The organism is Pseudarthrobacter sp. NPDC058196, assembly GCF_042882685.1.
GTDB lineage: Bacteria > Actinomycetota > Actinomycetes > Actinomycetales > Micrococcaceae > Arthrobacter.
The window spans coordinates 1-26468 of the sequence record NZ_JBHVVN010000016.1; the positions used below are offsets into that span (position 1 = coordinate 1).

The 26468-nt window shown below is 66.3% G+C and carries 25 protein-coding genes; 4 read left to right on the top strand and 21 right to left on the bottom strand.

Features of this window, described 5'->3' with window-relative positions:
* Positions 1 to 50: 50 nt before the first annotated feature.
* The 21 genes from ACFVVC_RS19660 to ACFVVC_RS19760 form a co-directional block, all read right to left on the bottom strand.
* Positions 51 to 1517, bottom strand: coding sequence for an NAD(P)/FAD-dependent oxidoreductase (locus ACFVVC_RS19660; RefSeq protein ID WP_387457176.1), 1467 nt, complete (start codon positions 1515 to 1517; stop codon positions 51 to 53).
* A 34-nt stretch (positions 1518 to 1551) separates the two neighbouring features.
* A complete protein-coding gene (locus ACFVVC_RS19665; protein ID WP_387457179.1) occupies positions 1552 to 2967 on the bottom strand; it encodes a S8 family serine peptidase in 1416 nt (471 codons plus the stop codon).
* Positions 2968 to 2971: 4 nt separating this feature from the next.
* Positions 2972 to 3919, bottom strand: coding sequence for an exopolyphosphatase (locus ACFVVC_RS19670; protein ID WP_387457182.1), 948 nt, complete (start codon positions 3917 to 3919; stop codon positions 2972 to 2974).
* Positions 3916 to 4587 carry a DUF501 domain-containing protein gene (locus ACFVVC_RS19675; protein WP_387457185.1) on the bottom strand — a complete coding sequence of 224 codons (672 nt, stop codon included), beginning with the start codon at positions 4585 to 4587 and terminating at the stop codon, positions 3916 to 3918. The genes ACFVVC_RS19670 and ACFVVC_RS19675 overlap by 4 nt, the downstream gene beginning before the upstream one ends.
* 27 nt (positions 4588 to 4614) lie before the next feature.
* On the bottom strand, positions 4615 to 5295 hold the full coding sequence (locus tag ACFVVC_RS19680) for a septum formation initiator family protein (RefSeq protein ID WP_387457188.1): 681 nt from the start codon (positions 5293 to 5295) through the stop codon (positions 4615 to 4617).
* Between the two features lie 137 nt (positions 5296 to 5432).
* Positions 5433 to 6713, bottom strand: a complete 1281-nt coding sequence (gene eno / locus ACFVVC_RS19685) for a phosphopyruvate hydratase (RefSeq protein WP_387457191.1) — start codon at positions 6711 to 6713, stop codon at positions 5433 to 5435.
* 118 nt (positions 6714 to 6831) lie between these two features.
* Complete coding sequence (locus tag ACFVVC_RS19690) at positions 6832 to 7404, bottom strand: MazG nucleotide pyrophosphohydrolase domain-containing protein (RefSeq protein ID WP_387457417.1); 573 nt, start codon at positions 7402 to 7404, stop codon at positions 6832 to 6834.
* Between the two features lie 79 nt (positions 7405 to 7483).
* A complete protein-coding gene (locus tag ACFVVC_RS19695) occupies positions 7484 to 8620 on the bottom strand; it encodes an adenosine deaminase (RefSeq protein WP_387457194.1) in 1137 nt (378 codons plus the stop codon).
* 39 nt (positions 8621 to 8659) lie between these two features.
* On the bottom strand, positions 8660 to 9391 hold the full coding sequence (locus ACFVVC_RS19700; RefSeq protein WP_387457197.1) for a DedA family protein: 732 nt from the start codon (positions 9389 to 9391) through the stop codon (positions 8660 to 8662).
* Positions 9392 to 9524: 133 nt separating this feature from the next.
* Complete coding sequence (locus ACFVVC_RS19705) at positions 9525 to 10154, bottom strand: DedA family protein (RefSeq protein ID WP_387457200.1); 630 nt, start codon at positions 10152 to 10154, stop codon at positions 9525 to 9527.
* A 6-nt stretch (positions 10155 to 10160) separates the two neighbouring features.
* Complete coding sequence (locus ACFVVC_RS19710) at positions 10161 to 11477, bottom strand: thymidine phosphorylase (protein WP_387457203.1); 1317 nt, start codon at positions 11475 to 11477, stop codon at positions 10161 to 10163.
* A complete protein-coding gene (locus ACFVVC_RS19715) occupies positions 11474 to 11881 on the bottom strand; it encodes a cytidine deaminase (RefSeq protein ID WP_387457206.1) in 408 nt (135 codons plus the stop codon). Before ACFVVC_RS19715 ends, ACFVVC_RS19710 begins: the two co-directional genes overlap by 4 nt.
* Positions 11882 to 11886: 5 nt before the next feature.
* Positions 11887 to 13395: an ABC transporter permease gene (locus ACFVVC_RS19720; protein WP_387457209.1), complete on the bottom strand. Its 1509-nt coding sequence runs from the start codon at positions 13393 to 13395 to the stop codon at positions 11887 to 11889.
* Complete coding sequence (locus ACFVVC_RS19725; protein WP_387457212.1) at positions 13392 to 14786, bottom strand: ABC transporter permease; 1395 nt, start codon at positions 14784 to 14786, stop codon at positions 13392 to 13394. The genes ACFVVC_RS19720 and ACFVVC_RS19725 overlap by 4 nt, the downstream gene beginning before the upstream one ends.
* The gene (locus ACFVVC_RS19730; protein ID WP_387457215.1) at positions 14779 to 16374 is read right to left on the bottom strand and encodes an ABC transporter ATP-binding protein; all 1596 of its coding nucleotides are present in this window, start codon (positions 16372 to 16374) and stop codon (positions 14779 to 14781) included. The genes ACFVVC_RS19725 and ACFVVC_RS19730 overlap by 8 nt, the downstream gene beginning before the upstream one ends.
* A gap of 227 nt (positions 16375 to 16601) precedes the next feature.
* Positions 16602 to 17714 (bottom strand): BMP family protein, encoded by a 1113-nt coding sequence (locus ACFVVC_RS19735; RefSeq protein ID WP_387457218.1) that lies wholly within the window; start codon positions 17712 to 17714, stop codon positions 16602 to 16604.
* A gap of 246 nt (positions 17715 to 17960) precedes the next feature.
* Positions 17961 to 18995 carry an NADP-dependent oxidoreductase gene (locus ACFVVC_RS19740; protein WP_387457221.1) on the bottom strand — a complete coding sequence of 345 codons (1035 nt, stop codon included), beginning with the start codon at positions 18993 to 18995 and terminating at the stop codon, positions 17961 to 17963.
* The gene (locus ACFVVC_RS19745) at positions 18992 to 19423 is read right to left on the bottom strand and encodes an organic hydroperoxide resistance protein (RefSeq protein WP_387457224.1); all 432 of its coding nucleotides are present in this window, start codon (positions 19421 to 19423) and stop codon (positions 18992 to 18994) included. The genes ACFVVC_RS19740 and ACFVVC_RS19745 overlap by 4 nt, the downstream gene beginning before the upstream one ends.
* 45 nt (positions 19424 to 19468) lie before the next feature.
* Positions 19469 to 19903 (bottom strand): MarR family winged helix-turn-helix transcriptional regulator, encoded by a 435-nt coding sequence (locus ACFVVC_RS19750; protein ID WP_387457227.1) that lies wholly within the window; start codon positions 19901 to 19903, stop codon positions 19469 to 19471.
* A 155-nt stretch (positions 19904 to 20058) separates the two neighbouring features.
* Positions 20059 to 21276: an amidohydrolase gene (locus tag ACFVVC_RS19755; RefSeq protein WP_387457230.1), complete on the bottom strand. Its 1218-nt coding sequence runs from the start codon at positions 21274 to 21276 to the stop codon at positions 20059 to 20061.
* A 99-nt stretch (positions 21277 to 21375) separates the two neighbouring features.
* Positions 21376 to 22509 carry a mannose-1-phosphate guanylyltransferase gene (locus tag ACFVVC_RS19760; protein WP_387457233.1) on the bottom strand — a complete coding sequence of 378 codons (1134 nt, stop codon included), beginning with the start codon at positions 22507 to 22509 and terminating at the stop codon, positions 21376 to 21378.
* Positions 22510 to 22791: 282 nt separating this feature from the next.
* On the opposite strand from ACFVVC_RS19760, the gene sdhC reads away from it, so the two are divergent.
* The 4 genes from sdhC (at position 22792) to ACFVVC_RS19780 (ending at position 26329) form a co-directional block, all read left to right on the top strand.
* The gene (sdhC, locus tag ACFVVC_RS19765) at positions 22792 to 23172 is read left to right on the top strand and encodes a succinate dehydrogenase, cytochrome b556 subunit (RefSeq protein WP_387457236.1); all 381 of its coding nucleotides are present in this window, start codon (positions 22792 to 22794) and stop codon (positions 23170 to 23172) included.
* Between the two features lie 3 nt (positions 23173 to 23175).
* On the top strand, positions 23176 to 23637 hold the full coding sequence (locus ACFVVC_RS19770; RefSeq protein WP_018761927.1) for a succinate dehydrogenase hydrophobic membrane anchor subunit: 462 nt from the start codon (positions 23176 to 23178) through the stop codon (positions 23635 to 23637).
* A 108-nt stretch (positions 23638 to 23745) separates the two neighbouring features.
* Positions 23746 to 25545 carry a succinate dehydrogenase flavoprotein subunit gene (gene sdhA, locus ACFVVC_RS19775; RefSeq protein WP_387457239.1) on the top strand — a complete coding sequence of 600 codons (1800 nt, stop codon included), beginning with the start codon at positions 23746 to 23748 and terminating at the stop codon, positions 25543 to 25545.
* A 1-nt stretch (position 25546) separates the two neighbouring features.
* Positions 25547 to 26329, top strand: coding sequence for a succinate dehydrogenase iron-sulfur subunit (locus ACFVVC_RS19780; protein WP_018761929.1), 783 nt, complete (start codon positions 25547 to 25549; stop codon positions 26327 to 26329).
* Positions 26330 to 26468 lie beyond the last annotated feature (139 nt).

Genomic DNA, 26468 nt, shown 5'->3' on the forward strand with positions numbered 1-26468 from the left:
CCCCGCAACGGGGCCGGCCGCCGTCGGACGTGATGAAGCGTGCGGACGCGCTACTTGGCGTTGGCCGCTACCGTTTCCTTGGGAGCGGGCGTGGCCGATGAACCGGAGCCGGCGGCCGGAACGGCTGCCGGTGCTGCCGCAGGCTTGGGGGCCGGGGTGGCCGCAGCAACGAAGGCGCCGCGCGGGTTGTCAAGGTCCAGCAGCTGCGTGGTGTCGCGGCCGGCAAAGAAGCTGATGATCCAGTTCAGGATCACGCGGAACTTGCGCTCGAAGGTGGGCATGGCCAGGCCGTGGTAGCCGCGGTGTGCCAGCCAGGCGAGACCGCCCTTGAGGCCGATCCGGCCCAGGAGGTTGATGTTGGCAACACCCTTCCATTCGCCGAAGCCGGCCACAGCACCGAGGTTCTTGTGCTTGTAGTCCCCCAACGGCTTTTCCCACCGCGAAGCCCAGAGGTTCTTCGCGAGGCGCTTGGCCTGGCGGAGGGCATGCTGGGCGTTCGGGACGCAGGTGCCGTCCGGGAGGCCCTTGCCGGTGAGGTCCGGAACAGCGGCGATGTCACCGGCTGCCCAGGCGTTCTCCACGATGCCTTCGTCGCCGGCGATGCGCAGGTCCGGCAGGACGCGGACGCGGCCGCGCGGCTCGAGGGGGAAGTCGGTGGAACGGACCATGGGGTTCGCCTGAACCCCTGCAGTCCACACCAGGGTGTCGGCTTCGAATTCCTGCGCGGGGGTCTTGTCCGGCAGGTTGATGAGCTTCAGGCTGCCCTCGGCGCTGTCCAGCGACGTGTTCAGCAGGACCTCGATGCCACGGCTGCGGAGGTGCTCCACCACCCAGTCGGCCTGCTTGGCGGTGACCTCGGGCATAATGCGGCCCATGGCTTCGACCAGGACGAAGCGGACTTCCTCCTGCTTGACGCGCGGGTTGTTACGAACGGCGGCGCGGGCGAGGTCTTCCATTTCGGTGATGCACTCGATCCCGGCGAAGCCGCCGCCAACCACCACGAAGGTGAGGGCCTTGGCGCGCGCAGCGGGGTCCGTCATGGTGGAGGCAACTTCGATGCGCTCCAACAGCTTGTTGCGCAGGGCAACGGCTTCTTCGATGGTCTTCAGGCCGATGCCCTTGTCCGCCAGGCCCTTGATGGGGAACGTGCGGGTGATGGCGCCGGCTGCCAGGACGACGTCGAAGTAGGGAATTTCAAAGTTCTCGCCGCCGTCGGCAGGTGCCACCACGGCCGTCCGGTTGACGTGGTCGATCGAGGTGACGCGGCCCTGGATCAGTTCGGTCTGCTTGAGGTGCTGGCGGTGGGAAACCACCGCGTGGCGGGCTTCAATGTTGCCGCCGGCCACTTCGGGAAGGAAGGGCTGGTAAGTCATGTAGGGCAGGGGATCAACGACGGTGACGATGCCACCGGCATTCGCGATCTTCTTCTGCAGTTTCAGTGCTACGTACAGGCCGACGTACCCGCCGCCGACGACGAGTACCCTGGGACGGTCCTGGAGCTGTGGGGTGGTTGCCATAGTTTAAGGATAGCGCAGTTTGTGAAAATCTTCACTAACTTGGTCGCCGGTCCGTAACGTGGGATTCCCGGGGCAGATTGACCCGTTCCACCACCCCGGTGTCCGGGTCTTCCCTGGCCAGGGCCGGGTTGCGGGAAGCCCTCCTGAGCTGGAAGGCGGCTGCCGCGATAATTGCCAGAAACAGGGCGGAGAAACCGATCACGACGGCGGCTCCGATGGCACTGTCGCGCTGCGAGGGAGCCTTGGCGGCGGGGACGGTTGCCTCCGGAAGGGTTGGTGCGGCGCTGGGCACCGGGGTGGCGGTGGGAACCGGGGTTGCCGGTGCTGCGTTCCCGCGCCGGTGGACCCGGATCCATTCGGCAATGGTGCCCAGCGGGTTCACCGACACTTCCGGGACGTCGGCCTTGAGCGCCGCCTCCGCGTTGAGGATTCCATAGCCGTACAGCGGATCCTTGCCGGGCGGCCCGGCATCCTTCGCCGTCGAGACAATCCTGTTGATCACCTGCTCGGCACTCATGTCCGGCCACTTGGACCGGATCAGGGCGGCCACCCCGGCAACGATCGGTGTGGAGCCGGACGTTCCGGCCCACTCCGCGTAGCTCCCGCCGGGGAGTCCGCCCACCAGGTTCTCCGCCGGCGCGGCCACACCGATGCTGATCCCCTGTGAGGATGCATCCACGCTGGCCGTGTTCTTGCGGTCCAGGCCTGCGACGGTTAGGACGCCCGGGATGGTTGCGGGGGCGCCCACCTGGGTGTTGCCGCCCACGCGGTTACCGGCGGCGGCCACGATGACCACGTCCTTTTGTTCGGCGTACAGGAATGCCGCGTCCCAGCTTTGCGGCCACTGGGGTGTTGTGCTGCCGAGCGAAATGTTGATCACCTTGGCACCGTTGTCCACTGCCCAGCGGACGGCTTCGGGAATCTGGTCCTGGTCGCTCTTGCCGGAGGGATTTGGTGAACCCAGCCAGGTGGAAACGGAGAGGAGCTGCGCTTCCGGCGCCACTCCCATGATGCCGTCCGGCGGCGTGCCCGCTGGCCCGGGGCTGGGGCTGGGGCTCGGTGAGGCAGTGGCCGGCTGGTGCCCGCGGCCTGCCAGCATGGTGGCCACCAGCGTGCCGTGTTCGGGCTTGGAGCCGACGCTCTTCTGGCCGTCTGGCTGGCCCGAGCCGGACGCGTCGTAGCCGCCGGTGACCGCACCCTTGAGGTCCGGGTGCTGGGCATCGATGCCGCTGTCGATGACGGCCACCTTGACCCCGGCGCCCTTGGAAACCTCCCAGGCCTTGGTGATGCCGGAATCTGCCAGCCAGTATTCTTTGTCGCGCCAATCGTCGGCCTTGGCTTCGGGGGCGGTAAAGAGGCCGGCACACAGGCAGCACGCTGCCAGCAGGACAGCGACGAGGGCGGCGGCGGCCCGGCGTGCAGGCGGGGTCGGAGCGGGGGTGGACTGCATGGGACTAGCCGATGCTCAGGGCGATGCCGTCAAGGATGTCGTGCTCGCTCGCGGTGGCGGAGGTGATCCTGCCGCCGGTCAGCGTCCCCATCCGTTCCAGGATGCGGCGCCACACCAGTCCCCCGGCGCCAATGACATCCACCCGACCCGGGTGCATGTAAGGCAGCTCCGCGCGTCGGGCCCGGGTCATCTCGAGCAGGTCGCCGGCAGCAGCCCTGACATCCGCGATGGGCAGCTCAACGCCGTGGATGGCGTCCGGCGAGTATTCGGGAAGGCGGAGGGCATGCGCGGTGATGGTGGTGACAGATCCGGCCACCCCGACGACGGCGGTGGCGCGTTCCAGCGGCACGTCGTGTCCGGCGCGGGCGATGGCGGCGTCGACGTCGGCTTCGGCGGCCGCCACCTGTTCGGCGGTGGGCGGATCGTCACGCAGGTGCCGCTCCGTGAGGCGAACGCAGCCGATGTCCACGGATTTGCCGGCAGTGACCCCTGAGGCGGTACCGAGGACAAATTCGGTGCTTCCGCCGCCGAGGTCGACCACGAGGACTTCGTGGCCGTCAAGGATGGGCAGCACGCTGCTGGCGCCGGCGAAGGACAAGGCCGCTTCCTCGTCGCCGGAAATGACCTCCGGTTCGACTCCCAGCAGGTCCCGGATGCCGTCCACGAAGACAGCCCGGTTGCGGGCGTCGCGGCTTGCCGACGTCGCGACGAACCGGGTCCGCTCCGCCCCGTGCTCACGGATCAGGCGGGCATAGTCAGCGGCGGCGGCAAATGTGCGTTCCAGCGCTTCCGGAGCCAGTTCGCCAGTGGCGTCCACGCCTTCACCGAGCCGGACCACGCGCATTTCCCGGACGACGTCGGTCAGGGCCGCGCCGGCGTTGCTGCGGTCGATATCCGCGATCAGGAGCCGGATGGAGTTGGTGCCGCAGTCGATGGCGGCGACGCGCGTCATTCCGCCACCCCGGCGTCGCGGGCAGGCTTTCGGACGGGCGCGGGGCGGCCAACAATGTCCGGCAGGCCCTGGGGGCCGTGGCGGCTGAGATCCCGGGACGGCGCTGCCCCGGTGCTGTCCCAGGCGCCATCGCAGTAGCACTTGTCCGCCGTCCACCACTCGCTGATCAGTCCAAGGGCCTGGTCGCCGAGCGGGTTGACGCCTGGACCGGACGCCAGGGAGTGGCCCACCAGGACGTGCAGGCACTTGACGCGTACGGGCATGCCTCCGGCCGAGACGCCGTCAATTTCCGGCACCGGGCCGATGCCGGAACGCTCGCCGATCGCATTCCGGGCGGCCAGGTATTCGTCATGGGCCAAGCGGTAGGCTGCCGCGAGTCCGGGGTCCCCGGCGAGCTGGTCATTCATCTCATTCATGACACCTGCGGCTTCCAGCCTGGAAACCGCGGAGGTGATCACCGGGTGCGTCAGGTAGAAGGTAGTGGGGAACGGGGTTCCGTTGCTGAGCCGGGGGGCGGTCGCGGCAACGAGCGGGTTGCCACAGACGCACCGCGCCGGAATTTCCACGACGTCCCGAACAGGACGTCCCAGCTGCCTGCTCAGTACGTCAAGGTCGTGTGCTGTCGGTTGGCGGGATTCGTCCCGGGCGGCTGCCGTGCTGTGTTCCATTGTCGCGGGCCGTCCTTCCTGTGCGGTTCAGTCTGTGGCCGCGCGCCTGATGGACTCCCACAGGGAATCCACCCACGGCAGATCGGCGGGGTCTTGTGCTGTTGCGCCGGCGGGGCTACTGCTTTCTCCGGCCGGCTCATCGCTGCCAAAAACCCAGTAGCCGGTTTCGCCCGGCATAACCATGTTAATGCGGTCGCGGGCCTGCTGCTTGACGTAGTTGGGGTCCTGCCACCTTGACACCTGTTGCCGAAGGGCGTCGCCTTCCGCCTGACGGGCGGCGATATCGGCGTTCAGCGCATCAATTTCGGCCTTTTTGTCGAAGAAGATCTTCACGGTCGGCGCCAGCATGATGGTGATGGCCACCATCACCACAGCCAGGGCGAGCATGCGGCCGGAGAAGGCTTTCGCGGGGACGGGATGCTGCTCGTCGTCGGGGGCGTGGGCGCTGCTGCCGTCAGCGGCACTGCTGCCCTTGCGCCCGGCGGACGTCTTGGCCGTGGTGGCCTCCCCCGGCTTCCCGCCCGCCCGGCCTGCAGTTGCGCGGCTGACGTTTCCATGCCCCGGTGACGCGCCTGTTGCGGGAGCGGCCTTGGCCGGGCGGAAATCCGCCCGGATGACCTCGGCCCCGCCGGAGGTACCGTCGTCGGCCGTATCCTTTGCCGGACGGGCGGGGGCGACCTTGGGAACTTTGGGGCGGCGGGTAGCCATGACACTCCTGAAACGCAGCCTCCCTGGGCCGCCACTATCTGTGCTGGACAAACACTGCTGGGACCATTGCTGCGGAAAACAACAGCGGTGGCTATGGTCTTCCAACCATAGCCACCGCCGCTGGGTTTAGCCGGTTACTAGCCCTTGAAACGCGGGAAGGCGCTTCGGCCGGCGTAGCGTGCGGCGTCGTCGAGTTCCTCTTCGATGCGCAGCAGCTGGTTGTACTTGGCAACGCGTTCGGAACGCGCAGGTGCGCCGGTCTTGATCTGGCCGGCGTTCGTGGCCACCGCGATGTCGGCGATGGTGGTGTCCTCGGTTTCGCCGGAGCGGTGCGAGGTGATGGTGGTGTAGCCGGCGCGCTGGGCCAGGCTGACGGCGTCCAGGGTCTCGGTCAGGGAACCGATCTGGTTGACCTTGACCAGCAGGGAGTTGGCCGTCTTGGTGTCGATGCCGCGCTGCAGGATGGACGGGTTGGTGACGAAGAGGTCGTCGCCCACCAGCTGGACCTTGTCACCGATGGCGTCGGTGAGGGTCTTCCAGCCTTCCCAGTCGTTCTCGTCCAGCGGGTCCTCGATGGACACCAGCGGGTAGTCGGCAACGAGTTCGGCGTAGTAGGCGCTCATCTCGCTGGCGGACAGGGCCTTGCCTTCGAACTGGTAGGCGCCGTCCTTGAAGAACTCGGAGGATGCGACATCCAGGGCCAGGGCGATGTCCTTGCCCGGGGTGTAGCCGGCGTTCTTGATGGCTTCCTGGATCAGGTCCAGTGCCGCGCGGTTGGACGGCAGGTTCGGGGCGAAGCCGCCCTCGTCGCCCAGGCCGGTGGACAGGCCTTTGGCCTGCAGGACGGACTTGAGGTTGTGGTACACCTCAACGCCCCAGCGCAGGCCCTCGGAAAAGGTTTCGGCGCCGATGGGGACGATCATGAATTCCTGGATGTCGACGTCTGAGTCGGCGTGGGACCCACCGTTGAGGATGTTCATCAGCGGCACGGGCAGGACGTGGGCGTTCGGGCCGCCCAGGTACTTGTAGAGGGGCAGGTCGGCGGACGCTGCGGCAGCGTTGGCGACGGCCAGGGAGACGCCCAGGATGGCGTTGGCGCCGAGCTTTCCCTTGTTGGGGGTGCCGTCCAGGTCCAGCATGGCCTGGTCGATGCTGCGCTGGTCGGTGGCGTCGAAGCCGGTCAGGGCGGGGGCGATCTGGTCGATCACGGCGTCGACGGCCTTCTGCACGCCCTTGCCGAGGTAGCGGCCCTTGTCGCCGTCGCGCAGTTCAACGGCTTCGTGCTCACCGGTGGATGCACCGGAGGGAACTGCGGCGCGGCCGATCTGGCCGTCCGACAGCAGGACTTCAACTTCAACGGTGGGGTTGCCGCGGGAATCAAGGATCTCGCGGGCGTGGATGGCATCGATAAGCGCCATGAATTTGCTCCTTATGGGCGATTAACGGGGGGAATCAGGCAGAAAACTCGACGTACTCGTCAGGGACTAGCGTAGTCGAGAGTGCTCCGGGTTACTCAAACCGGTCAAGGCCCGGACGTCATGATGCCGCTTGGTCGCCGTGGTAGCGGCGTACGGCGGTACGGAGGGCGCGCTCGGCGTCCATGCCGCGGTCCCGGGCGGAACGCACGACGGCGAGCAACAGGGTTCCCAGTTCTTCCTCGCTTTCGGGAACCGGAACCCCGTCGGGCAGTCCGAGGCCGGCCCGGGCTGCACGGTCCAGCGATTTTTGCGCCTTGGCCAGCGCCGGGAGGGCAGCAGGGATTCCCTCGAAGGCATGGCGCCGCTCCGGGCGTTCGGCCCGTTTGACCGCGTCCCACGTCTGCTCGATTTCCGCCACGGTGGCAGGGAAGCTGTCCTGCAGCGAACCGTCGGGCCGGAAGACGTGCGGGTTCCGGCGGACCATTTTGGCAGCCAGTCCGCGCGCGACGTCGTCGAACGTGAACGCCCCGCGTTCCTCCGCAAGGCGGGCGTGCAGCACCACCTGGAGGAGGACGTCACCGAGCTCGCCTTGGAGTTCGGCGTCTGGATGGCCTTCCTCGATGGTCTCAGCCACTTCGTAGGCCTCCTCGAGGAGGTACTCCACCAGCGAGGCGTGCGTCAGGGCCCCCATCCAAGGGCAGTGCACGCGCAACCGGGCAATCGTTTCCAGCAGCTCCGCGGTGGCGGAGCTGCCGGCAGGAGGATCCTGTTCAGCCAAGGTTGGCGTAGGCGTCGTTGATGTACTCCACCAGCGCTTCCTTCTCCTCCAGGGGCAGGAAGGATGCCTCGGCGGCGTTCAGGGTCAGCTCCAGCAGGTCGTCGAGGTCGTAGTCGAACGTCTCAACCAGCAGGTTGAACTCGTCCGTCAGCGTGACGCCGCTCATCAGCCGGTTGTCGGTGTTGATGGTGACGTTGAAGCCCAGCTGGTACAGCATGTCCAGCGGGTGGCTCTCGATGCCCTCGCCGAATTCGGCGATCGCTCCGGTCTGGAGGTTGGAGGACGGGCAGATTTCCAGGGCAATGCCGCGGTCACGGACCCAGCTGGAGAGGTCACCGAGGGTAACCAGTCCGACGGTGTCGCCGGCCTCGTCGTCATCGTCGAATTCCACCATGATGTCCTCGGCGATCCGGACGCCGTGTCCCAGTCGGAGCGCCCGCCCGTCCACCAGTGCGGACTGGATGCTTTCCAGCCCCGCAGCCTCGCCGGCGTGCACCGTGACGGGGAAGTTGTGCTGGGCCAGGTAGGTGAAGGCGTCCTTGAAGCGGCTGGGCAGGAAGCCGTCCTCCGCACCTGCGATGTCAAAGCCGACTGCGCCCTGGTTGCGATGGCGCACGGCGAGTTCGGCAATTTCCTGGCCGCGGTCGGCGTGGCGCATGGCGGTGATCAGCTGGCCCACCTGGATCTCCCGGCCGGTCTCCGACACGGCTTCGACGCCGGCTTCCAGGCCGTCCTGGACCGCTTCCACGGCTTCATCCAGGCTGAGCCCCTTCTGCAGGTGCTGCTCCGGCGCCCACCGGACCTCGCCGTAAACCACGCCGTCGTCCGCCAGGTCCTCGACGAACTCCTTGGCCACGCGGAACAGGCCGTCGTAGGTCTGCATCACGGCCACGGTGTGGTCGAAAGTTTCCAGGTAGCGGACCAGGGAACCGGAGTCGGCGGATTCGCGGAACCACTCGCCCAGGGCAACCGGGTCCGTCGAGGGGAGGGTGTGCCCCACGGCTTCCGCCAGTTCGATAATCGTGGCCGGACGGAGTCCCCCGTCCAAATGGTCGTGAAGGGAAACCTTGGGCAGGCTCTTCAGGTCGAAATCAATGGCAGGGGCAGCGTCAAGAATGGGCTCAGTCACGTTCCCACCTTAGGGTGGGGCGGGGTTCAAAGCCAGCCGCTACTTGGCTGCGGGACCCGCATCCGCCGATGGCACCGTAAGGGGCCGGGTCCCGGGCCGTCCTTCCTGGCCGGAGGCGTTTTCGGCCCATCCGTCCACCTCGGCGTCAGCCTCGGGCGCATCGTGGCGCCCCAGCCGTTTGTGCCACCATCGGAGGGCATGGTCGATCACGACGCCCAGGACAATCGCGAACACGACGGCGATGCCGGCGCTCAGGAGCGGGTTGTGGTGCAGCCAGGGGAACGAGCTGGCCAGCAGCCCGATGCCCAGGGAGTAGCCCACCCACGTCACGCAGGCAAAGGCGTCGAAGACGAAGAACCTGCGGTGCGAGAACCCGGTGCTGCCGGCCACATAGTTGACGGCCACCCGGCCCCAGGGGATGTAGCGGGCGGTGAAGATGAGTACCGCTCCGCGCTTTTCGAGCTCGTAACGGGCCCAGGCGAAGACTTTCCGCACCTTGGGCCGGCGCATCCACGCCCACCGGTCCAGTCCGATCTTTCGGCCGAGCATGTAGGCCATGTTGTCGCCGCAGATCGCGCCGACCAGGGCCGTCAGGCCAAGGATCCAGAGATTGGGTTCGCCGCTGTGCCGCGAGAAAGCTGCCAGTGCCACGATGAGCGTCTCACTGGGGACCACCATGGCGAAGCCGTCCACGAAGAAGAACACCAGCAGCACGGGGTAGATCCACCACTGACCCGCTGCATGGAGCACGGCCTCATTAATAAACTCCACGCGGTGTGGCTCCTGTAAAAAAATGGCACGGCCAAAGCGCCGCAGCCATAGCGGAAATCGTTCCTAAGTGTCCCATGGCGGGGACGCAGTCCGCTACGCCCCCGTGCCGGAATTATCCGTTTAAACGCGGGGCTCAGGTCCCGGGTTCCCGGATCCGTTCCACCACGTTGGGCTTACCGCGTAATTTGTTGATCACCAGGTCCACCAGGATGCCCAGGGCTACGGCACAAATGATGGCGATCGCAGCGCCCAGGACGTGGTTGTTCTCGAACCATTGGCCGAAAAACAGCCCGATCGTCACGGAGTATCCGGCCCACAGGCTTGCGGAGAGAACTGTCAGGCCAACAAACCGCAGGTGCGGATAGTGGGTAACACCGGCCGTCAGGTTGACCGCCACCCGGCCGATGGGAACGAACCGGGCCACCAGGATCAGCGAGGCCGGCCGCTTGCGCAGTTCACGGCCCGCCCAGCGGAAGGCGGCCTGCATCCGCGGTCCGCGCATCCAGGCCCAGCGGGTGGTGCCCACCCGCCGGCCCAGGAGGTAGGCAATATTGTCGCCTACGAAAGCGCCCGCGGCAGCCACCCCCGCCAGAAGCAGGGGATTGGGAACATCCGCGGTGGCGGCGACGGCGGCGAGGCCCACCACCACGGATTCGCTGGGCACGGGCGGGAAGAAGCCGTCAATGATGCAGCACGCCAGCACCAGGACCAGCACCCAGGGCTGTCCGGCTGCGGCGAGGATGAAGTCGTTGATGGCCTGCATGGGTCCCTATGCTATGCGGTCGATGATCAACTGCTGGGCGGGCCGCGAACCATCCGGTGCGACGACCACCGCGTGTTCGAGTGCTTCCCGGGCGCGGGCGAACCGGTCCGGAGTGTCCGTGAGCAGGGTCATCAAGGGCTCCCCGGCCCGGACGGTGGCACCGGGTTTGGCGTGCATCCGCACCCCCGCCCCGGCCTGGACGGCATCCTCCTTGCGGGCACGGCCTGCCCCCAGCCGCCAGGCGGCGACACCGACGGCCAGGGCGTCGAGCTCCACCAGCACCCCGTCCGCGGGGGCGTAGACGACGTCGGATTCAGTGGCCACCGGCAGGGCGGCATGCGGATCGCCTCCCTGGGCGGAGATCATCCGGTTCCAGACATCCATGGCGCGGCCATCCCTGAGCGCGGCGGCGGGGTCGGCGTCGTGCACTCCTGCAGCGGCGAGCATCTCTTCGGCGAGCCGGACGGTCAACTCCACCACGTCTTCCGGGCCGCCGCCGGCGAGGACCTCCACGGACTCCTCGACCTCGATAGCGTTGCCGGCTGTGAGGCCCAGCGGCGTGTTCATGTTGGTCAGCAGCGCCACCGTGTTGACCCCGGCGTCCTTGCCCAGGGCCACCATGGTCTCGGCCAGTTCCCGGGCCCGGGACTCATCCTTCATGAACGCTCCGCTGCCCACCTTGACATCCAGTACCAGCGAGCCCGTGCCCTCGGCGATCTTCTTGCTCATGATGGACGAGGCGATGAGCGGGATGGCTTCCACGGTGCCGGTCACGTCACGCAGCGCGTAAAGCTTCTTGTCCGCGGGGGCCAGGCCTGCACCGGCTGCGCAGATCACTGCCCCGACGTCCTGGAGCTGGGCCAGGATCTCACTGTTGGTCAGGTTGGCGCGCCACCCTGGAATCGACTCGAGCTTGTCCAGGGTGCCGCCGGTGTGGCCCAGGCCGCGGCCGGAAAGCTGCGGGACGGCGACGCCGAACACTGCCACGAGCGGGGCCAGCGGCAAGGTGATCTTGTCCCCCACGCCGCCGGTGGAGTGCTTGTCCGTGGTGTACTTCAGGCCGCCGTCCGCGCGCCTGAGGCTGGAGAAGTCCATTCGCTCCCCTGAGGCGATCATGGCGGCGGTCCAGCGGGCAATTTCCGCCCGGTCCATGCCGTTGAGCAGGATGGCCATGTTCAGTGCCGCCATCTGTTCATCGGCAATGGCTCCGCGCGTGTAGGCGTCGATGGTCCAATCGATCTGGTCGGGGCTCAGGGTGCCTTTGTCCCGCTTGATGCGGATGATATCCACGGCGTCGAATGCTTCGGCTTTGGTGTCGGTCACCGGGTCTCCTCGAGGTGTTGGGGACCAAAGGCGTCGGGCAGCACCTGGTCCATGGTTCTGATGCCTTGGCCGGTCATCAATTGCATGCCGTGGGCGCTGAATTCGTACAGCAGCTGCCGGCACCGGCCGCAGGGCATGAGGACGGTGCCCTCCCCGTCCACACAGTAGAAAGCCCTCAGCAGCCCGCCGCCGGTCATCTGCAGTTCTCCCACCAGGACGCACTCCGCGCAGAGGGTCAGCCCGTAACTGGCGTTCTCAACGTTGCAGCCGCTGACAATCCGGCCGTCATCCGTCAGGGCCGCGGCGCCCACCGGAAACTTTGAATACGGGGCGTAGGCATTCTTCATGGCGGCGGCCGCGGCGGCCTCAAGGGCTGCCCAGTCCACAGGCGGTGTATTGTCCACGGCGATCATCCCTTGACGTACGGGATGCCGTCGGCCGCGGGCGGCCTGGACCGTCCCACCAGGCCCGCCACGGCGATGACGGTCAGGGCGTAGGGCAGCATCGCCATGAACTGGCTGGGCACGGGCGAGCCAATGATCGTGATGATGCTCTGAAGGTTGTCGGCGAACCCGAAGAGCAGGGCGGCAAGGAAGGCCCCGATGGGATTCCAGCGCCCGAAGATCATGGCGGCAAGGGCGATGTAGCCGCGGCCGCCGGACATGTCCTTGCTGAACGCGTCTACCGACACCAGGGTGAAGAACGAACCGCCGATTCCGGCGATCGCGCCGCCCATCAGGACGTTGATGAAACGTGTCCGGTTCACGTTGATGCCCACGGTGTCCGCCGCCTGGGGGTGTTCGCCGACGGCACGCACCCGAAGGCCCCATTTGGTGTGGAACAGCCCGACGTAGACCACGATCACGGCCACGTACATGAGGTAGCCCACCACGGACTGCCGGAACAGGATGGGTCCGATGATCGGGATGTCGGCGAGGAACGGGATATCCACTGCCTGGAGCCGGCCGGGCTTGTTCAGGTGTTCCGGGTCCGCCGTGAGCAGGGTGGAGAACAGGAAGCTGGTGAGGCCGCTGATCAGGACGTTGAGGACCACTCCGACGATGATCTGGTTGACGAGGTACTTGATGCTCACCACGGCCAGGACCAGGGACACGAGTGCACCGGCAACGGCCGCGGAGATGAGCCCCACGTAGACATTGCCGGTCACGGTTGCGACGACGGCGGCGGAGAACGCACCAAGCAGGAGCTGGCCTTCGATGGCGATGTTGACCACGCCGGCCCGTTCGCACAGCACGCCGGACAATGAGCCGAACACCAGGGGTACGGCGAGCGTCACCGCACCTGCCATCAGGCCGCCGAGGGAAATGGAGGGTTCGGGGTCACGGCCGCCGGCGACGATCCAGATCATGAACCCAACCAGGAAGACGACGGCGAAGAGTCCGCCCAGCCATCCGGGAGTGCGCCGCCGCTGCACGGTCAGCAGGATGGCGTACCCTGCCAGGGCAAGCAGCAGGACCGCGCAGATCCAGCCGAAGACCATCGAGGGAACGGTGATCTTCTCCACCTGGGCAACGCCGAGTGCCGCGAGGCCCAGGACGACGACGACAGCGATGGTGGTTGCGGGAATCCACCGGTCCACTCCCCCGCCCTCGCGGCGCTGGCTGATCCAGCGGTAGCCGACATAGGCGGCGGCCGCCAGCGCCACGGCCAGGGTGATCCATGCTGCGGTGGAGGAGGCGTTCGGCTCCCGGGCTTCGGCGATCCGGAACCCGGCAGATTTGGTGTTGGCCAGGAACCCGAACAGCACGGTGCCCAGGATGGCGAGGAGGCCCAGGCCGACGCCGGCCTTCCAGCTCACAAGTTCCGTTGTCCCTGCCCCGCCTCCGGCACGGTTGGCTCCGGCGGCCTTCCCGGTGCCGGGTTGTTTGTTGGCAGGAGATTGTGTGGTGGCGCTCATGCTGCCGCTCCGCTCTTGACGCCGCCGGTACGCGAACCGGCGGTCCCACTTGTGGTGGTGTTCTTCTTATGGGGGTTGAGTCCGAATATCGCACGGACCAGCGGCGGTGCTGCGATGAACAGCACGATCAGGGACTGGATGACGAGCACAATATCGATGGGGGTCTGTGTCTGCGCCTGCATTGCCACACCGCCGGCGCGGAAGGCGCCGAACAGCAGGCCCGCAAAGAAGGTTCCCCACGGCGTGGAGCGTCCCAGCAGTGCGACAGTGATGGCGTCAAAACCGATGGAGGCAGCGACACCGCCGGAAAGGTACTTTTCCGTGCCGGACACCTGCGCCACGCCGGCCAGGCCGGCCAGCGCACCGGCGATCGCCATCACCAGGATGGTGCTGCGGGCTACGTTGATGCCGGCGGTACGGGCCGCGCTCGGGTTCGCCCCAACGGCGCGGAACTCAAAACCGATCGTGGAGCGGTTCAGCAGCCACCAGACGAAGGCGGTGGCCGCTATGGCGACCAGGAAGCCGGCGTGCAGGCGGAACTGTGGACCGAGCAGTTCGGGGAACAACGCGGTGGAGTCAAGGAACGGGGAGATCGGGTTGGTGGAACCCTTGCGCTGGAAAGCAGGGGTGGTGAGCAGGAAGAGCAGCAGGAAGTTGGCGATGTAGTTGAGCATGATGGTCACGATCACCTCGTGCGCGCCGGTCCGCGCCTTCAGCAGGCCCACGACGCCGCCCCAGACCGCGCCGCCAATAAGGCCGGCGAGGATGACGACCAGCAGGTGCAGGCCGATGGGCAGGTGCCATGCGAAGCCGACGTAGGCGCCGAAGAGCGCGCCGAAGATGATCTGCCCCTGGGCACCGATGTTGAACAGGCCGGCGCGGAACGCCAGCGCGACGCCGAGCCCGGCACAGACCAGCGGAGTTGCGACCGTGAGGGTCTCGGTGATCGGGTACAGCTGGGCGGCCAGGTCGGCGCCGGCCCAGTTGAAGATGGACCCCTGCACCAGGGCGGTATAGGGACGGATCACCTCGGTCAGGAGGTCTCCGGGCTGCGCGAAGAAGTAGCCGGCCGTGACGGCGACCTTGGGGTTGGTCACCGCCATCAGGATGCCGCCGAGCACGATGGCCAGCAGCACGGAGAGGAAGGAGACCATGGCGTTGCCGGTGAAGACCTGGTGCAGGACGGATCCGCCGCCGTCCCGGTGGTCCCGGCCGCGAAGCTGGGTGGCCGCCGGAACGGCGGACGGAGGCATCTGGCCGCCGGCGGTGTCCAGCACGACGTCGGAGGCGACGGCCTCGGAGGTGGTGCCGCCGGGCACCTGGGCCGGGGCGGGCTCCTGGCCGCCGTTGTGGCCTGTGGCCTGCGGTTCCGGGGTTGTCTTCTCAGACATGGGATTCTCCTTCGTGGCCGGCAGGCTCCGATACCGTCGGTGCGGCCGTTGCGCCGGAAGCATGGGCGGAGGCGTTGACTTCGGCTTCCGCGGCCGGCACACCGGCCATCATCAGGCCCAGTACGTCGCGGGAGGTGGTGGCCGGTACGATCCCCACCAGCCGGCCGCGGTAGAGCACCGCGATCCGGTCTGCCAGCTGTAGTACTTCGTCAAGTTCCGTGGACACGATCATGACCGGCGTTCCGTGGTCACGTTCGGCGATGACGCGCTTGTGGACGAATTCGATCGAGCCGACGTCAAGCCCACGCGTGGGCTGCGAAGCGATAAACAGGCGGAGCGGCCGGGAGAGCTCACGGGCCAGGACGACCTTCTGCTGGTTGCCGCCGGAGAGGGTGCCCACCGCGGCCGATACGGAAGGCGTGCGGACATCGAATTCCTCGACCTTCCTGGCGGCGTTCTCCGCGATGACGCCCGGCTTCATCCCCACGCCGCGGGCGAAGGGTGCCTTGTCGTAAAGGTCCAGGATCATGTTCTCGGAGATGGTGAATGTGCCCACCAGGCCGTCAAGGGTGCGGTCCTCGGGGACGAAGCCCACGCCCGCGCCGAGCACATGCTTGACGCTCTTGCCCAACAATTCCTCGCCGTCGAGCGTGATGGACCCGGCCACGTGCGGCTGCACGCCGAGGATCGCCTCGGTCAGCTCCGTCTGGCCGTTGCCTTGCACTCCCGCGATGGCAAGCACTTCGCCCTTGGCGATGTCGAATGACAGGTTATCGACCACGTGCTGGCCGTTGTGGTCCGTCACGGTCAGGTTGCGGACCTTGAAGGTCACCTCGCCGGTCTCCGCCGGTGCCTTGTCGAGTGTCAGGCTCACGGTGCGGCCCACCATGGCGGACGCCAGTTCGGTGGGGGAAGCACTGGGGTCCGCCTGCCCCACCACCTTGCCGCGGCGGATGACCGTGATGGTGTCGGAGATGGCTTTGACTTCACGCAGTTTGTGGGAGATGAAGACGATCGACTTACCGTCGCGCTTCAACTGCCGGATGATGTCCAGGAGTTCATCGGTCTCCTGCGGCGTCAACACGGCGGTGGGCTCGTCGAGGATGAGCACCTCGGCATCGCGAACCAGTGCCTTGATGATCTCGACCCGCTGCTGGACGCCCACCGGCAGGTCCTCCACCATGGCATCGGGGTCGACGTCGAACCCGTACTGGTCCGAGATGCGGCGGATTTTCTCTCGCGTGGCTTCCAGGTTGAGCAGGCCGGCGGCTTTGGTGGTCTCATTGCCCAGCGCCACATTCTCGGCAACGCTGAAGACCGGGATGAGCATGAAGTGCTGGTGGACCATTCCGATGCCGGCCGCCATGGCCTCGCCGGGGTCTTTGAAGACGACGGGCTTGCCATCGACCAGGATTTCACCTTCGGTCGGATCGTACAGGCCGTAGAGCACGTTCATCAGGGTGGATTTGCCTGCGCCGTTCTCTCCCAGGAGGCAGTGCACCTGCCCCGGTTCGACGACCAAATCGATGTGGTCATTGGCTACCAGGGACCCGAATCGCTTCGTGATCCCCTTCAGTTCGAGTTTCAAAACCCCAACCAATCTGTGTGTGTATGGATCTGCTCCGGCGCGCTGTCGGCGGCAAGGCAGCGGGTAGTCCCAGCCTAGTGTCACGGGTGGTTCCTGGGCAGGGCGGGCAGGCGGGAAAAAGGGCCGCCGGCATGGCGCTGGCGATCTTGCGTTGCCAGCAAAACAGAACGCGCTGCCCTCCGGCCGGGGTAACGGCGGAAGGGCAGCGCGCCCCGCGGTTCGAATGCTTACTTGGTGGGGCTGGACTTCGACTCGACCTTGACGGTGCCGGAGATAATGTCCTTCTTGAGCTGGTCCAGTTCGCTCTTCAGGTCCGCCGGCACGGCGGAATCGAGGTCGTGGAACGGAGCCAGGGCCACGCCGCCGTTTGCAAGGGTTCCGATGTAGGGCGAGGCGTCGAACTTGCCGTCCTTGTCGTCCTTGATGACCGTCTCCACGGCGGTGGACATGGTCTTCTGGACGGAGGAGAGGATCACGGACTTGTAGTCCGTGGCGGTCAGGTAGCCATCGGAGTCAACCCAGATGAGCTTGGCGTCCTTGCCCTTGGACTTGGCGTCGAGGATCGCGCTGCCCGCGCCGCCGCCGACTGGTCCGGCCACGGGGAGGACGATGTCTGCGCCCTGGTCAAGGAAGCCCTGGGTCAGGACCTTGCCCTTATCCACCTGCTTGAAGTCGCCGACGAAGGTACCGTCCTGCTTGTCCTTGTCCCAGCCGATGAGCTGGACGTTCTTACCCTTCTTCTGGTTGTAGTACTTCACGCCGTCGGCGAAGCCGTCCATGAAGATAGTGACGGTGGGAATGTTGATGCCGCCGAAGGTTGCGACCTTTCCGGTCTTGGAGGTGCCTGCTGCCAGGTAGCCGGCAAGGAATGCAGCCTGGGCCGTGTCATAGACGATCGGCTTGACGTTCTTGGGGAACGTGGGGTCGTTGTAGTCGATGATCGCGAAGTGGCTGTTCGGGTTGGCCGTCGCGATGGACTTGGTGGCATCGCCGAGCAGGAAACCGACGGTCACGGTCAGCTTGCAGCCCTGCTGGACCATGGAGCGGAGGTTGGGGTCGTAGTCGGTGTCAGCCTTGGACTGGACGTGCTTTTCCTGGATGCCGAGGTCCTTGACGGCGCCCTGCAGTCCCTCGTAGCCGGACTGGTTGAACGACTTGTCGTCGAATCCACCGGAGTCGGACACCATGCAGGCGGTGTAGTCCGAGGCGGTGGCCGAACCCGAGGGGCCGGACGCGGACGGGGCGGCCCCGCAGCCGGTCAGCAGCAAGGCGGACGCACCGAGGGTGGCCACACCGGCCATTGAACCGCGCTTGAAGCCGGCACGCAGTGATTTCTTCAATTTTCCTCCAGGGATGATGCGAGTGGCACTACGGGCTGGAATTCAATGAGTGTCCGTTTCGGCGCTGAAATTCTGTTTTCACTGAAGGCACGCAGCACTGCGCCGGAGCGCACTGATGCCACTTACTTTAGTGGCCTGCGCCACGTCCCCATAGCACGTCGGAACCTGACCCCGGAGATTGTTTACAAGTTGTTACCAAGCAGTAGGGGCGCCCCCAAAGGAGGCGCCCCTACGGCTATTGGTTCTTTAGTTGTGACCGCCGGGCAACAGCCGGACGAGCATCTTTCCGGTGTTCGCACCGTCCAGGAGATCCATGAACGCCTGCGGCGCGTTCTCCAGGCCGTCCACGATCGTCTCGTCGTAGCGCACGGTGCCGTCAGCCAGCCAGCCGGACATTTTCTCTGCGAACTCCGCCGCGTGCTGCCGCTGGCCACCTACCAGGAAGCCGCGGAGCGTCAGTTGCTTGCCGATGGCCTGCATCAGGTTGTGGGGCGCCGGCGTCGGTTCGGTGGAGTTGTACTGCGCGATGGCACCGCACATTGCCACCCGTCCGCCGACGTTAAGGACTGCCAGGGCGGCCTCGAGGTGTTCGCCGCCGACGTTGTCGAAGTAGACGTCGATGCCTGCGGGGCCTGCGGCTTTCTTCAGCTGTTCCAGCACGGGACCATCGTGGTAGTCGAAGGCTGCGTCGAAACCGAGCTCCAGGAGCCGGGCCACCTTGGCCGGCGAACCGGCGGAGCCGATCACGCGGGAGGCGCCCATGGCCTTGGCGATCTGGCCCACCAGGGAGCCCACCGCGCCGGCGGCACCGGAGACGAACACAGCGTCCCCCGGCTTGAATTCGGCGACCTTCAAGAGGCCGGAGTAGGCGGTCAGCCCGGTCATGCCCAGGGCGCCAAGGAAGGCGGAAGCCGGGGCCAGGTCCGTGCGGGCCGGGGTGGCGGCAGCGCCGTCAACCACGGCGTACTCCCGCCAGCCGAGGGAATGAACGACGACGTCGCCCTCCTTGTGTACCGACGAGCGGGAAGCGATCACCTCGCCTACCGCACCGCCGTCGAGCGCTTTGCCCACGGCAAACGGCGCGGAGTAGGACTTCACGTCATTCATCCGGCCCCGCATATAGGGGTCGACCGACATGAAGAGGTTCCGGACCAGGATCTGGCCGTCCTCGAGGGCGGGCAGCGGGGACTCGGCGAGTTCGAAGTTGTCGCTGGAGGGACGGCCCACGGGGCGCGAGGCCAGGCGGATTTCACGGGTGGTGGTGGCAAGTGCTGTGCTCATGCTGCGTACTCCAAGATCTTGATGTCGACGTTGATGTTGCCCCGGGTGGCGTTCGAGTAGGGGCACACTTCATGCGCCTTGGCCACCAGTTCCTCGGCGGTGGAAAGGTCCAGCGCCGGGAGGGCGATTTCCAGTTCGGCGGCCAGCCCGAATCCTGTTCCGCCGTCCAACTGTCCCAGGTGGACTTTCGCCGCAACGGCTGAATCGGTGAGGTCGGCACCTGCCTTGCGGCCCACCAGGCGCAGTGCTGAGTGGAAGCAGGCGGCGTACCCGGCGGCGAAAAGCTGTTCAGGGTTGGTGCCGCGGCCGCTGCCGCCCAGCTCCACGGGGCTGGCCAGGTCCACGGCCAGCTTGCCGTCGTTGCTGCGTGCGGTGCCGTCACGGCCTTCGCCGGAGGCAAGCGCCTCGGCGGTGTAGAGAGTCTTCACGAAAAATGTCCGTCCTGTTGGTGGGATGGTGCTTTGTGTCGCCGCTCAGAGCGACTGGTGCAGTGCAGCCGTGAGCTTGCCCAGGGTGGCGCGCAGTTGTTCGAGCTCTCCGTTCGAGAGCCCTGCGGCATCAGCCAGCCGCTGCGGGATGGCCCGGGCCGGGACGCTGAGGTCTCGGCCTGCCGTCGTGAGGTGAATAACAACGCGCCGCTCGTCCTCGCCTGACCGCCGGCGTTCCACGAGCCCCAGCAGTTCCAGCCGCTTGAGAAGGGGCGACAGGGTGCCTGAGTCCAGTCCCAGTTCCCCGCCAAGTTCCTTGACCCCGCGGGGCTCTTCCTCCCACAGCACCAGCATCACCAAGTACTGCGGATAAGTGAGCCCCAGCTCGTCCAGCACGGGCCGGTACACGGCGGTGGCGGCCCGGGAAGCCGAATACAAGGCAAAACACACTTGGCGGTCCAGGCGGGGAGCTTCGGTCATGACAATACAATAGCCCACAATTAAATTGTGCACAACTTACCTACCCGCAAGGCACTCACTCGTGGGCCGTCGTCGTGGTCCTGGAGCGTCACCGGCCGCGGCGCAAGCAAGCCACCGGGAAGCGGAAGCCGCGGGGTTGACTGCGCGGCGGGCGGTTACAGCGCGGCCGGCTGCTCGATGTCTCTGATGGTCCTCAACGCTGCCGCGGTGAGCACGCGGATCCCCAGGCCGAGCGATCGCTCGTCCAGGATGTAATCGCCGCGGTGGAGGTCGTAGTCCTCCCCGCCTGGCGTCTTGGTACCCAGACGCATCATGGCGCCGGGAAGCTCCGCCAGGAACCAGGCGAAGTCCTCGCCACCCATGGATTGCGGGGTCAGCACCACGGCGCTTTCGCCGATCTCTGCGCGTGCGGCGGCCTCGATAATCGCCGTTTCATGTTCGGAATTCACCACGGGCGGCACTCCCCTGGTGTGCTCCAGGTGGACGTCCACTCCGTAGGGTGCGGCCACCTGGTGGACCACTTCGTCGAGGAGTTCGCCGGCGGCGTGCCAGGCGTCACGGTCCAGGCAGCGCATGGTTCCGGCCATGTAACCCGAGCCGGGAATGGCGTTGGGCGCCGATCCGGCGGTGATCTGGCCCCACACCACGGATACCCCGCTGCGGACGTCCACCCGGCGGGACAGGACGGCCGGAACGTTGACGGCGATCTGGGCCAACGCGAAGACGAGGTCTTCGGTGAGGTGCGGGCGGGACGTGTGGCCTCCGCGGCCGGACAGTTCAATCCGGATGGTGTCCGAGGCCGACGTGATGGCGCCAATCCGGGTCCCGACCTTGCCCACCTCGATGCGGGGATCGCAGTGCAGCGCGAGGATCCTGGGGACCCCCTCGAGCACGCCCTGCTCGATGCACGCGTGCGCCCCGCCGGGCATGGTTTCCTCGGCGGGCTGGAAGATGATCCGCACCGTTGCGCCAAGGGGCGATTCCTGGTGCATGCGCTGCAACACCAGGGCAATGCCCAGCATGGTGGTGGTGTGCACGTCGTGGCCGCAGGCATGGGTGACACCGTGGTTCCTGGACGCGAATGCCAGGCCGGTTTCCTCGATGATGGGGAGGGCGTCGATGTCGCCGCGCAGCGCGGTGGCGATGGGGCCTTCGCCCACGTCCACGGTCAGGCCGGTGCCTTCGAGCCGGCGGGGGCTCAGCCCGGCGGCCTCCAGCCGCTCCGCAAGCTTGTCGGTGGTGCGGAACTCCTTGAAGGAAAGCTCCGGGTGCGCATGGAGGTCCCGCCGGAATTCGATCAGTTCCGGCAGGAGCGGTTCAAGCCACGGCGCCACCAAGGCGGTGGGCTCGGCTTCAGTAGTGTAGTTGCGCACTGTTTTACTCTAGCGATCACGGCCCGGATAAGGGCCATTCACTGACGCCCCGTTACAACGTGAACCTGCCGGCGCCGGATGCGCCGGCAGGTTGGGCGGTCAAAGGACGTCCGTGTCCCCGCTGGCTTTGAGTGCATCCACCGCTGCCTTGACCCGCTGGGAATTGGCCATGGTGGTGACCAGCAGGGCGTCCGGCGTGTCCACGATGACAACATCCTGGATGCCGATCAGGGCGATGACGCGCTTGGTGTCCGTGACCACCACACCGCTTGAGTTCTCCGTGAATACCCGCGCGCCTTCGCCCAGGACGGTGACATCGTCCACTTCCTTGGCGCTGTTGAGTCGCCCGACCGAGGCGAAGTCGCCAACGTCGTCCCAGCGGAAGGTACCGGGCACGACGGCGACGTCCCCGGCTTCGGCGGCGGGCTCGGCCACTGCGTAGTCGATGGCGATCTTGGGCAGCGTAGGCCAGATCCGGGCAGTGACTTCGTCGCGTGCGGGGGTGTCCCATGCCTGCGCGATTTCCTGCAGGCCCTTGAACAGCTCCGGCTGGTTGGCCTCGAGGTGCTTGAGCATCAGTGCCACGGGAGCAACGAACATGCCGGCGTTCCAGACGTAGTCACCGCTGTCGACGTACTGCTGGGCCACCACTTCGTCGGGTTTTTCGACGAACTCCACCACATCGTGGGCGCTCGGTGCTCCATCAATGTGCAGGGCCTTGCCGGAGCGGATGTAGCCGAACCCGGTGGACGGGTGCGTGGGCTTGATGCCGATCGTCACGATCTTGCCGGCGGCGGCGGTGTGGATTGCCTCCCGGACGGCTTCCTGGAACAGGTGGTCCGGGCTGATCACCTGGTCGGCGGCGAAGGACCCCATGATGGTGTCCGGGTCGCGCTCGTGCAGGATGGCCGCGGCAAGGCCGATCGCCGCCGCGGAGTCCTTGGGCTCCGATTCCAGGACAAGGTCCGCGTCCTGGACCTCGGGAAGCTGGCGGCACACGGCGTCCCGGTGCGCTTTTCCGGTGACCACCAGCACCCGGCTGCCCGCGAGCGGGTGGAGCCGGTCGTAGGTGGCGCGCAGCAAGGTGCTGCCCGATCCGGTGAGGTCGTGAAGGAACTTGGGAGCTGCTGCTCGTGACAGGGGCCAGAGGCGGGTCCCCACTCCGCCTGCCGGAATCACCGCAATGAAGCGGTCAAGGGGTGAGGCCGGGCTTGTCACTTTGTCTGTACTCATCACGGCTACTTTAGCTGACGGCCCGCAGCCGGCGGCTGCGCCCGGTCATGGGCCGTCCACCGCTGTGGTCCGTCATCGCAGGGCCCAAAAGACCGCATCCGTGTGGCGTTCGTCTCATTCCTGCCGAAAAACCGCTCCAGTACTGGCCTCCAAGAAACTCCTAAATTGAATAAGCTGTAAGCGAAGCCTAGATTTAGGCCTGAGCTACGAGTGCTCTCGCAGCAGGCGTTCCCCCCGCATGGATCTCATGCCAGCGCCGCTGTGTTGCAGGGAGGTTTATCAGTGCCGACAAAACCAGCTGGCACCTTGTACCGCGGCCGTGAAGGCATGTGGTCCTGGGTAGGACACCGCATTACCGGTGTAGTGATCTTTTTCTTCTTGTTGGTCCACGTCCTGGACACCTCCTTGGTGCGTGTGTCACCGGAGGCCTACACCGCAGTGATCGGCGCCTACAAGAACCCGCTGATGGCGCTGGGCGAGACCGGCCTTGTCGCCGCGATCGTGTTCCACGCCTTCAACGGCCTGCGGATCATTGCGGTCGACTTCTGGAAGAAGGGCGCCAAGTACCAGCGGCAGATGCTGTGGACAGTCCTGGCCCTCTGGATCGTGACCATGCTTGCGTTCTCCATTCGCCACCTGTCCCTCGCCTTCGGAGGTCACTAAGCCATGACTGCAACCATCGAGAGCCCCCGCAGCGGCCGGGTAGCTCCCCAGTACCGCCGGAGCGGCGGTTCGCGCGGCAACTTCGAGATGATCGCCTGGCTGTTCATGCGCCTTTCCGGCGTGGTGCTGGTGGTCCTCATCTTCGGGCACCTGTTCGTGAACCTCATGGTCGGGGAAGGCATCCACGCTATCGACTTCGGTTTCGTGGCCGGCAAGTGGGCGGATCCGTTCTGGCAGTTCTGGGACCTGGCCATGCTGTGGCTGGCAATGCTGCACGGCACCAATGGCGTGCGGACCATCATCAATGACTACGCCGAAAAGACGGGGACCCGGCGCTGGTTGAAGACCGTCCTCTACGCGGCAGCCGTGGTCATCATCCTCCTGGGCACCCTGGTGATCTTCACCTTCAACCCGTGCCCTGTAGTGGACGGCGTGGCCCTTCCGGGCGGATTCTGCCCTGCCTAGTTCAGGCACAACCCCGGGCCCGCGGGCTTACCCGCGGGCCCTGTTTTGCGGAGCAGGCGAAGCCGCCCCGTTGTTTGATAGCGAATTTTGAGAGAAAGAGCGTCTGGTATGCAGGTCCATAAGTACGACGTCGTCATCGTCGGTGCCGGTGGCGCCGGCATGCGCGCCGCGATCGAGTCCGGTCAGCGCGCGCGTACAGCAGTGCTGACCAAGCTCTACCCCACCCGCTCGCACACGGGTGCGGCCCAGGGTGGCATGTGTGCAGCCCTTGCCAATGTCGAGGAAGACAACTGGGAATGGCACACATTCGACACCGTCAAGGGCGGCGACTACCTGGTTGACCAGGACGCTGCCGAGGTCATGGCCAAGGAAGCCATCGACGCCGTGCTGGACCTCGAGAAGATGGGCCTGCCGTTCAACCGCACGCCCGAGGGACGGATCGACCAGCGGCGTTTCGGCGGCCACACCCGTGACCACGGCAAGGCTCCTGTCCGCCGTGCCTGCTACGCTGCGGACCGCACCGGCCACATGATCCTGCAGACCTTGTACCAAAACTGCGTCAAGCACAACGTTGAGTTCTACAACGAGTACTACGTCCTGGACCTGCTGACGGTCGAAGAGGATGCTGTCCGCGAGGACGGCACGCCTTTCAAGCAAAAGCGCGTGGCCGGCGTCGTGTCCTACGACCTCGCTTCCGGGGAACTGCACGTCTTCCAGGCAAAGTCGGTGGTGTTCGCTTCAGGCGGCGCCGGCAAGGTCTTCAAGACCACCTCGAACGCACACACCCTCACGGGCGACGGCATGGGCATCGCGTTCCGCCGCGGCATCCCGCTGGAGGATATGGAATTCTTCCAGTTCCACCCCACCGGCCTTGCCGGCCTGGGTATCCTCCTCTCCGAGGCAGCCCGTGGTGAAGGTGCCATCCTGCGCAACTCCGAGGGTGAGCGCTTCATGGAGCGGTACGCTCCCACCATCAAGGACCTGGCACCCCGCGACATCGTGGCCCGCTCCATGGCCAACGAGGTCCGTGAAGGCCGCGGCTGCGGTCCGAACAAGGATTACGTCCTCCTGGACCTGACCCACCTGGAGCCGGCGCACATCGACGCCAAGCTCCCGGACATCACGGAGTTCGCCCGGACCTACCTGGGCGTGGAACCGTACACCGAGCCCGTACCGGTGTTCCCCACGGCGCACTACGCCATGGGCGGCATCCCGACGAACATTCAAACCGAGGTGCTGCAGGACAACGACACCGTGGTGCCGGGCCTCTACGCCGCCGGTGAAGTGGCATGCGTGTCCGTCCACGGCTCCAACCGGCTGGGCACCAACTCCCTGCTGGACATCAACGTCTTCGGCAAGCGGGCCGGCGTGGCCGCCGCAGAGTACGCCAAGACCGCCGATTTCGTGGAGCTGCCGGAGAACCCGCTGGCCTACACCACCGAGCTGCTGGACATTGCCCGCAACGGCACCGGCGACGAGAAGGTGGCCCAGATCCGCAAGGAACTGCAGGACACCATGGACGCCAACATGCAGGTGTTCCGCACGGCCGATACCCTGAACCAGGTGCTGCGCGACATTGCCTCCTTCGAGGAGCGGTACAAGCGCATCAACGTCCAGGACAAGGGCAAGCGCTTCAACCTGGACCTGCTGGAGGCCGTTGAGCTCGGCTTCCTGCTGGAGCTGGCCAAGGTCATGACCGTGGCCGCCCTGCACCGCGAGGAATCCCGCGGCGGGCACTTCCGCGAGGACTTCCCCGAGCGTGACGACGAGAAATTCATGAAGCACTCCATGGCGTACAAGGATGACCATGCGCCGGCCGACGGATCGGCGGAATCAATCGCCGGCATCCGCCTCGCGACCAAGCCGGTTGTCTTTACCCGCTACGAGCCGATGGTGAGGAAGTACTAAGATGACCGCTGAAATCGCTGAGCCAGCCTCAAAGGTTGAACTGCCCGCCGGCGTTGGCGGCGGCGGGGAAATCCCCACGTTCGATGTCCACCTGCGGGTCCGCCGGTACAACCCGGAGGTTTCCGAGGAAGCCACCTGGGATGACTTCCACCTCACCATGTACGGCACGGACCGCGTCCTTGACGCCCTGCACAAGGTGAAGTGGGAGACGGACGGAACCCTCTCCTTCCGTCGTTCCTGCGCGCACGGCGTGTGCGGCTCCGATGCCATGCGCATTAACGGCCGCAACCGCCTCGCGTGCAAGACCCTCCTGAAGGACCTGGACACGTCCAAGCCCATCACGGTGGAGCCCATCAAGGGCCTGCCGGTGGAGAAGGACCTGATCGTGGACATGGAGCCGTTCTTCCAGTCCTACCGCGAAGTCATGCCCTTCCTGATCAACAAGGGCCACGAGCCCACCCGGGAGCGCCTGCAGTCCGCCGAGGACCGTGAACGCTTCGACGACACCACCAAGTGCATCCTGTGTGCTGCGTGCACGTCCTCCTGCCCGGTGTTCTGGACGGACGGGCAGTACTTCGGCCCCGCCGCGATCGTCAACGCCCACCGCTTCATCTTCGACTCCCGTGATGACGCCGGCGACATGCGCTTGGAGATCCTCAACGACAAGGAAGGCGTGTGGCGCTGCCGCACCACCTTCAACTGCTCCGAGGCGTGCCCCCGCGGCATCCAGGTGACCCAGGCCATCGCAGAGGTCAAGCAGGCCATCCTGGCCCGCAAGATCTAGCAGGTCCAACAACAGCAATAACGGCCGACGGCGTCACTCACCACATGTGGTGGGGGCGCCGTCGTCGTTTCTCCCCACCCGCCCCCTGACCTCGCAAGCTCGGCGAGGGAACCCGGCGGGCGTGGGCCCACAGCCATTC